Annotated in this window: 5 protein-coding genes; all 5 read right to left on the reverse strand. The window is 64.2% G+C overall.

The genetic code is table 11. The features are described 5' to 3' along the window. Positions 1 to 106 precede the first annotated feature (106 nt). A complete protein-coding gene (locus CI601_RS03420) occupies positions 107 to 1,090 on the reverse strand; it encodes a ribokinase (RefSeq protein WP_395947994.1) in 984 nt (327 codons plus the stop codon). Between the two features lie 54 nt (positions 1,091 to 1,144). After that, positions 1,145 to 2,182, reverse strand: coding sequence for a LacI family DNA-binding transcriptional regulator (locus CI601_RS03425; RefSeq protein ID WP_183129726.1), 1,038 nt, complete (start codon positions 2,180 to 2,182; stop codon positions 1,145 to 1,147). Positions 2,183 to 2,654: 472 nt separating this feature from the next. Next, entirely contained in the window at positions 2,655 to 5,918 is a 3,264-nt protein-coding gene (locus CI601_RS03430; protein WP_183129727.1) for an InlB B-repeat-containing protein, read from the reverse strand. Positions 5,919 to 6,114: 196 nt separating this feature from the next. Further along, complete coding sequence (locus CI601_RS08425) at positions 6,115 to 6,261, reverse strand: hypothetical protein (protein ID WP_183129728.1); 147 nt, start codon at positions 6,259 to 6,261, stop codon at positions 6,115 to 6,117. 518 nt (positions 6,262 to 6,779) lie between these two features. After that, positions 6,780 to 8,829: RCC1 domain-containing protein (locus CI601_RS03435; RefSeq protein WP_395947995.1), on the reverse strand; the 2,050-nt coding region annotated here is incomplete at its 5' end.

Genomic DNA, 8,829 nt, shown 5'->3' on the forward strand with positions numbered 1-8,829 from the left:
ATCCATCCATCCGGCCTGTATTCCACAGATACCAGTCAGGCCGACGAATCGTCGTGCATTCCGCAACGGTTCGTCGGCCCGACAACGCAGGGGAGGGCACCCAGTCTCAGGAGAAGCGCAGCCGAATCTGCTCGGCCGTGCCGTAGGAGGCCTGCGCGCCCTGTCCGGTGGCGGCGTAGGCGGAGACGTAGGAGGCCAGCTGGGCGGCCTGCACCAGGGTCATGTCGGAGGCCAGGCCGGCCAGCACGGTGCCCATGAAGGCGTCCCCGCAGCCGGTGGTGTCCACGGCGTCCACATGCACGGCGTGAATCCGGTAGGTCTGGCCCTGGTCCAGGACCATGGATCCCTCGCCGCCCAGGGTGACGATGGCCCGGTGGAAGCCGAAGTCCTGCATGGTCTGGTTGATCCGGTCCCAGTCGGCCCCCAACCAGTCACCGTCCTCGGGCTCGTCGATGCCTAGCAGCTGGGCCATCTCATGCTCGTTGACCAGGATCAGGTCCGAGTTGGCGATCAGGTCGGCGGGCAGGTCGGCGCGGAAGGGGGAGTCGTTGAGCAGCACGGTCATGCCGGCCTCGTGGCCCATGCGCGCGACCTCGGTCACCGTCTCGATGGGGCTCTCCAGGCACAGGCCCAGCACCTTGGCGGAGGTCAGGGCCTGGCGGGAGCGGTGGGCGTAGTCCACATCCACCTTGCCGTTGGAGCCGGGGGAGTAGACGATGGTGTTCTCGCCGCGCGCGTCCACGGTGATGACTGTGGTTCCGCTGGCTCCCGGCACAGTCATCACGTGGGAGACGTCCACCCCGGCGTTGCCCAGCTGTCCCAGCAGGAAGTCGGCGTTGGAGTCGGATCCCACGGCCCCGAAGAGCCTGACCTGCGCGCCGATGCGGGCCGCGGTCGCCGCCTGGTTGGCTGACTTGCCTCCGGGCAGCACCTGCAGGGGACCTCCGTTGATGGTCTCGCCGGGCTTGGGCAGCCGGTCGGTGTTGACGGTGTAGTCCGCATTCATGGACCCGACCACCGAGATGGATCCCGTGATGGTATCCAGTCCCTTGAGCACCTGGTCGGGTGCCGCCGCCATATCTTGAATCATGTTTCTCCGTTCCTTGATGAGCTTGTCCGCCTTGATGATCACACTGTGACAGGTTCAGGGATCCTGGCCGGTGTGCGCGGGCGGGCGACCCACCGAGGCGCAGTGGCGGTAGCTGGTCTGCAGCCGGACCGACCGCACGGGCGAGCCTGCCATCAGAGCCAGGAGCATGTCTACGCAGCGGGTCCCCATGGTGTCGATCTGCTGGGAGATGGTCGACACTGCCGGCGTCAGGATGCGGAAGACGGGCAGGTCGTCGAAGGTGACCATGGACAGGTCCTCGCCGATGCTGATTGCTCGCGACTGGGCCGTTTTGATGGCGCGTATGGCATCCAGGGAGGATCCGAAGAGCACGCCGGTGATGCCCTGCCGGGCCCAGAGGTCGATCATGTCGGGGTCGAAGGTGCCGGGCTCTACCTGGTCGGCCAGGGGGTCGTCCATGCCCTCGATGCCTGCCAGCAGGTCCCGGTAGACGTCCAGGCGTTCGCGGAAGGTGGCCGATTCCCTGAGGGGCCCGGGCACCAGGGTGATGCGTCGGTGGCCCTGGGCGTGCAGATCCTCAAGGGCCTGCCGCAGACCGGGCTCGGGGTCGGCGTCTACACAGGGGATGGCCCGCCCGCCGCGTCCGGCGGCACCCTCGGCGGCACGGTCCACGCAGACCAGGGGCAGTCCGCGTCGGGTCAGTTCCTCCAAGGTGTGCGAGGAACGCGGCCCGGGCACGATGATGGCTCCGTCGATGTGTTGGCCCAGCAGGTTGCGCACCTGGGCCCGGTCCTCGCCGGGGTCGCCCTGGGTGGAGGTGCAGATCAGGGTCTGGAAGCCGTGGTTGAGCAGCTGGCCTTGGATCAGGTAGGCCAGGTCCGCGAAGTAGGAGTTGCGGATGTCGGGGATGAGCAGGCCGATGGTGCGTGAGTGGGCGGAGTGCATGGATCGGGCCCGGGAGTCCGGCACATAGTGCAGGTCGTGGATGACCTGGTTGATGCGCTGTCGTGTGGCGGGGGAGATGCGCCCGGAGTCGTTGAGGGCTCGGGAGACCGTCGATACGGAGACTCCGGCCCTTCGGGCCACATCCCTGATCGTCGCGTACGCCATCATGGCCTTTCGTCGAAGTGGTCGGCCGCCGGGCCGGACTGCCGACCTCGGCGGTTGCCTGACCGACGCCATGGTCAGGCGAACGGTTCTGACAGCTCTCAGTTATATCAGTGCGGTAACGATACCGCAACTTTCACAGCATGGCCGTCGAGGCTCGGTTGCGAGTGAAGGCGAGCGAGGCTAAATGCTGGGTGAAGGGTTACTGCTTGCGCGATTATGCTGGTATTGGGAGGATGAACAGCGGCCGGGCTGGCTGGAGCATGTATGCCCTCGGCCGGCTTGGCCGCTGTTTTCCTCTCTCCCGGGCGGGGGCGGTAGGGCGTGCATGTCTGCTCGCGTGCTTTCGCCTGCGGGAGTGTGGTGGGGGCGCGGGAGGCGTGTCGGCTCTCTTGGGGTTGAGCCTTGGATGGCACTGGCCTCCCTGCTCCCCCTGTACGGGCCGGGGGCGGGGGGATGATATGCCGCCCGGCCGGTCTTACTCGTGCGAAGCGTGAAGTAATTGGCGTGCTTCCCTCCGGTGGCGGCGTGAGGCCATGACCCCGCCCATGCCGGTCATCCCCGTAGCGAGGGCGAGCAGGATGCCCTCCCCTCCGGCCCTCGGGAGCACGCCCAGCGGCAGGTACGTGTACTTGAGGGTAGTGTCCGGCTTTTGGGGTGCGCCGCCCAACGTGTAGTCGACGCTGACCGTGACCGTGCCCGGCGCGTGTGCAGGCGCTGCCACGCTGACGCTGCCGCCTTCGCCGTGCATCAGCCCTGATGCGGGGGTCTGGTCGAATCTGACGCCGGTGATCACCAGCTGCAGATTGAACGCCACCGGCACCGGAACAGTCGAGCGGCTGGTGCTGTTGTTGCCGAGCTGGCCATAGTCGTTGTTTCCCCAGGCGTAGGCGTTTCCGTCGCCGCCCACAGCCAGCGAATACCAGCCTCCGGCGCTGACCTGTGTGGCTTGCAGTTCTTTGCTCGCGTTAGCGGGGCTGGCGGGGTCGCGCACGCGCACAGGAACAGACGAGTCGCTACTGTTGTTGTTTCCGAGCTGGCCAGTGCTGTTGTATCCCCAGGCGTAGGCGTTTCCGTCGCCGCCCAGGGCCAGTGAATGCCCGTCTCCGGCGCTGACCTGTGTGGCTTGCAGTCCTTTGCTCGCGTCAGCGGGGCTGGCGGGGTCTCGCACGCGCACAGGAACAGACGAATACGTATCTTCGCCACTGTTGTTGTTGCCGAGCTGGCCATAGTGGTTCCATCCCCAGGCGTAGGCGTTTCCGTCGCCGCCCAGGGCCAGTGAATGCTCGTAACCGGCGCTGACCTGTGTGGCTTGCAGTCTTTTGCTCGCGTCAGCGGGGCTGGCGGGGTCTCGCACGCGCACAGGAACAGACGAATACGTATCTTCGCCACTGTTGTTGTTGCCGAGCTGGCCATAGTGGTTCCATCCCCAGGCGTAGGCGTTTCCGTCGCCGCCCAGGGCCAGCGAATGCCAGCCTCCGGCACTGACCTGCACGTAGGTGAAATCCGCTGGCAGGTCCGGATACGTCTTGGGATCAGGCTTCCTGACCATGACCGGCATGGTCCTATTGGTGGTCGTCCCGTCGCCGAGCTGGCCATACCTGTTGTTTCCCCATGCGTAGGCGTTTCCGTCGCCGCCCAGGGCCAGCGAATGCCAGCCTCCGGCACTGACCTGTGTGGCTTGCAGTCCTTTGCTCGCGTCAGCCGGGCTGGCGGGGTCTCGCACGCGCACAGGAACAGACGAATACGTATCTTCGCCACTGTTGTTGTTGCCGAGCTGGCCACTGCTGTTGCTTCCCCAGGCGTAGGCGTACCCGTCGCTGCCCAGAGCCAGTGAATGAGCGCCTCCGGCACTGACCTGCACGTAGGTGAAATCTGCTGGCAGGTCCGGATACGTCTTGGGATCAGGCTTCCTGACCATGACCGGCGTGGTCCTATTGGTGGTCGTCCCGTCGCCGAGCTGGCCATACCTGTTGTTTCCCCATGCGTAGGCGTTTCCGTCGCTGCCCACCGCCAAGGAGAAACCATAGTTGCTGTTTCTTCCTCCGCTGACCTGGCTGAATCTGATGCCTTGGCTGGCCTTGTCTGGAGGAATGATGGTGGCGGATCCGCCGCCCAGCTGGCTGCCCTTGTCGGGGCTGATGCTCCACGTGTCGTCCGGGTCCTTAGGCGTCCACTTGGCGGTGAGGGTGAGGTCCTTGTCGACGGGCTTGCTGAAGTCGTAGGCGATGCTGCCGGTGAACCATCCGTCGAACAGGAAGCCTTCGCGCGCCGGGTCGGGTGTGGGCCGCTTCACCCTGCCCAACGGGTGGGTCACTTGCTGCGGGTCCGGTTCCGGGCTTCCTCCGTCCGTGTCGAAGCGGACCGTGTATGCGGGTCCTTGTTGGTCGTCTCTGGTCATGGTCTGGTCGACCGTGTAGTTGAGGCTTCTGGTGAAGGGCTGGCCGTCCTGCCTGCCGGTGATGAGGATGGCGGCTTGTCCGGGCTTGCGGGCGGGGATGTCCGTCTGCCAGGCGTCGTTGTTCTTGCTGAGTTTGAGCGGCTGCCCGTCCATGCTGGCTGATTCCAGGCTGGGTGCTTGAGTGGTGGTGATCCCTGCCGGCTTGCCGGGCTGGCCTTGCTTGTCCAGGCTCCACCCGTAGAGGTCGCCCTGCCTGCTGATGGCGGTGATCCTGCTGCCGGCTTTGACGGCCTGCATGTACTGCCGGCTCCCGTCGTCAGACCGCACGGGGGTTTTGCCCGGCTTCCAGGCCCATACGTGACTATCTTTGTCGATGATCGTGGCCTGATCGCCGCTGCTGTTGATTCTGCCGATCTGCTCGCTGTCGGGTAGGCTGACAGCTGTGAGGCTGTTCTTGCCATCGGCCAGATAATAGGCTTGTCCATTCGTGTCCAGGAAGAGGAACCCCCGGTTGAGGGCTTGGGCCTGGATAATGCGCATATTCGGTTCCTGCCTAATGCGTTCAGGCTTGACTTTTACAGTGTTGCTCGCATCCCAGGTCCAGGCCTGCCCGTCCGCATCCACGATGAGGACACGGCTGTCTGAGCCCACGGCGATGACGGCCTGCCTCTGCCCGGGCAGGCTGGTTGCGGTCTGCCGTATGAGTTTCGGATTCTGATTCTGGCTGTTGGTTTGGCTGTATTGGAGAGCGTGGATCTGTCCCTGCCAATCTAAGGTGAGGAGTTGCTTGTCGCTGATGCTGATGCTGCTGAACCTGGTGTTCTTGCTGGTATCGAGAATCGTGGGCGTCTCTTGTCGGCCAGCCCAAGTGTATGTCTGCTGGTCGGAGCCCACTGCGGCTTGCCGGTGGCTGCCGGCTGAAACCTGCAGGTAGTAGAACCCATGGGGAGCCTGGGCGGGTGAGGGGACCTGTTTGGGTGTGCCGTCTTGCGTCCATGTGTAGATGCGCCCGTCGCCGGTCAGGCCGATAACCTGGTTTCCTGCGGCTTGGATGCTGGCGAATTGAGGTTCCTGCCTGTCGGGCGGGCTGATGGTCAGCTGGGCTCCGGTGGCGGGCCCGTGGTCCGGGCTCAGCGTCCAGTCCGTGACCTTGGTCCATTGGGCTTTCAGACTCGTGTCCCGAAGGATGGGTGTCTGGAAGTCATAGGGCTGCCCGTCGAGTGTCCACCCGTCGAAGCGGAAGCCCTCACGTTGCGGGTTCTGTTGCGGGGGAGTGGCGAGGGTGCCGGTTTTCACGGTTGACTGTGTGGGCTTGCTGCCGTCGGCGGGGTCGAAGCGCACTGTGTGTGAAGCTTGATTGTCTGCTTGTTCTACTGGTTTAGCAGGAGTGGAGTCTGCGCTGTCAGGGTTTCCCGTCGTCGATGACGGGGTGCTAGGGCTTGGTGTTGCGGAATTTAATGGTGTGGTGGTTTGTATCGGTGATGGTGTGGGTAGTGGTGTGCTGGTTGCGTTGCTGGGGAGGGTGCCGGGGGTTTGGTTAGCTACGCGAGGGGTCTGACGACCCCCCCCCCCCGGTGAGTATGGGAGCGTCCGCCTGGGCGGATGCGACGCCCAGGCCTGCCAGCAGGCTGATCAGGACGGTCATCATCGCCATGATGCGACGCAGACGGGAAACCAGATGCATGAAACCAAAACCCCTTCACCAAACACCAAGCGGAATCAACACCGCCTGCCTAATAAAGTTCTTCCTGCCGGAAAGCCGCCCATTGCTCAGCGCCAGTTCTGCATTACATTGCAGGAGCCATGCGCAAGCCAGTCGTCTTCTCGACATCCCCCGCTTTTCACCCTACCACCCAGCCCGTCAACAACACACAAGCCGGGTCAGTCACCGACGACAATGGATCTTTTGGTTGAGGAAAAGCGTTTGTTTACACCAATTATCTGGTAATGGAAGCACGGACGAAGGCCGAGCTGACTTGGGGTTCTGTGCTCTTTAATCGGTATGCCCGAGTTTATCCTTTCGAGGGCAGAGGCGAGGCGTGCATCTGCTCTCAATTCCTTCAGTAGCAGTCGACGGTAGTGTGGTGGTGGGGGCGCAAGAGGAGTGCCGGCTCCTCTGGGGATAAGCCTTGAATGTGACATTCCTCCGTGCGCCCTTTGTAAGCCGGGGCGGGGGGGGGATTGATCCGCCTCCTGCCTGTCTTACTCGTGTGAAGCGTGAAGCAGTTGGCGTTGTTCCCTTCTGTGGCGGCGTGAGGCCAGGACCCCGCCCATGCTGGTCATGCCGGTGGCCAGGGCCAGCAGGACGCCTTCTTCTCCGGCCTTGGGGAGCACGCCTGCGGGCAGGTACGTGTACCTGAGGGAGGTGTCCGGTTTTTGGGGTGCGCCGCCCAGCGTATAGTCCACGCTGATCGTGACCATGCCCGGTTGGTGTGCAGGCGTTGTCACGGTCACGCTGCTACCATCGCCGCGCGTCAATCCTGATACGGGGGTCTGGTCGAACCTGACGCCGGTGATTACCAGCTGTAGGTTTAACGCCACCGGCACAGGAGCCGACTTGGTGTTTGTGGTGCCGTCGCCGAGCTGACCATTGTCGTTCCATCCCCAGGCGTAGGCGTTCCCGTCGCTGCCCAGAGCCAACGAATGATGGAATCCGCCGCTCACCTGTGTGGCTTTCAGTCCTATGCTCTTGTCGGTGGGGTTGGCGGGGTCGCGCACGCGCGCAGGAACAGGATTCACGTCACCGTACCAGCTGGCAGTGTTGTTGCCGAGCGGGCCATCCTGGTTGCATCCCCATGCCCAGGCGTTTCCGTCGCTGCCCACGGCCAGCGAATGATCGTTCCCGGCGCTGACCTGTGTGTAGGTGAGATCCGCGGGCGCGTCTGTAGGCTTCCCCACCTTGACCGGCGTAGACCGGTCGGTGGTCGTCCCGTCACCGATCTGGCCATTGTCGTTCCATCCGCAGGCGTAGGCGTTGCCGTCGCTGCCCAGGGCCAGCGAATAAAATCGTCCGGCGCTGACCTGTGCGTAGGTGAAGTCCGCGGGCGCGTCTGTAGGCTTCCCCACCTTGGCTGGCGTAGTCCGCCTGGTTTCCGTTCCGTCGCCGAGCTGGCCATTGCCGTTTTCTCCCCATGCCCAGGCGTTTCCGTCGCTGTCCACGACCAGCGAATGAAAGCCTCCGGCGCTGACCTGTGTGTAGGTGAGATCCGCGGGCGCGTCTGTAGGCTTCCCCACCTTGACCGGCGTAGACCGGTCGGTGGTCGTCCCGTCACCGATCTGGCCATTGTCGTTCCATCCGCAGGCGTAGGCGTTGCCGTCGCTGCCCAGGGCCAGCGAATAAAATCGTCCGGCGCTGACCTGTGCGTAGGTGAAGTCCGCGGGCGCGTCTGTAGGCTTCCCCACCTTGGCTGGCGTAGTCCGCCTGGTTTCCGTTCCGTCGCCGAGCTGGCCATTGCCGTTTTCTCCCCATGCCCAGGCGTTTCCGTCGCTGTCCACGACCAGCGAATGAAAGCCTCCGGCGCTGACCTGTGTGTAGGTGAGATCCGCGGGCGCGTCTGTAGGCTTCCCCACCTTGACCGGCGTAGACCGGTCGGTGGTCGTCCCGTCACCGATCTGGCCATTGTCGTTCCATCCGCAGGCGTAGGCGTTGCCGTCGCTGCCCAGGGCCAGCGAATAAAATCGTCCGGCGCTGACCTGTGCGTAGGTGAAGTCCGCGGGCGCGTCTGTAGGCTTCCCCACCTTGGCTGGCGTAGTCCGCCTGGTTTCCGTTCCGTCGCCGAGCTGGCCATTGCCGTTTTCTCCCCATGCCCAGGCGTTTCCGTCGCTGTCCACGACCAGCGAATGAAAGCCTCCGGCGCTGACCTGTGTGTAGGTGAGATCCGCGGGCGCGTCTGTAGGCTTCCCCACCTTGACCGGCGTAGACCGGTCGGTGGTCGTCCCGTCACCGATCTGGCCATTGTCGTTCCATCCGCAGGCGTAGGCGTTGCCGTCGCTGCCCAGGGCCAGCGAATAAAATCGTCCGGCGCTGACCTGTGCGTAGGTGAAGTCCGCGGGCGCGTCTGTAGGCTTCCCCACCTTGGCTGGCGTAGTCCGCCTGGTTTCCGTTCCGTCGCCGAGCTGGCCATTGCCGTTTTCTCCCCATGCCCAGGCGTTTCCGTCGCTGTCCACGACCAGCGAATGAAAGCCTCCGGCGCTGACCTGTGTGTAGGTGAGATCCGCGGGCGCGTCTGTAGGCTTCCCCACCTTGACCGGC

This window comes from Bifidobacterium sp. wkB344 (assembly GCF_003688305.1).
Taxonomy (GTDB): Bacteria; Actinomycetota; Actinomycetes; order Actinomycetales; family Bifidobacteriaceae; genus Bombiscardovia; species Bombiscardovia mizhiensis.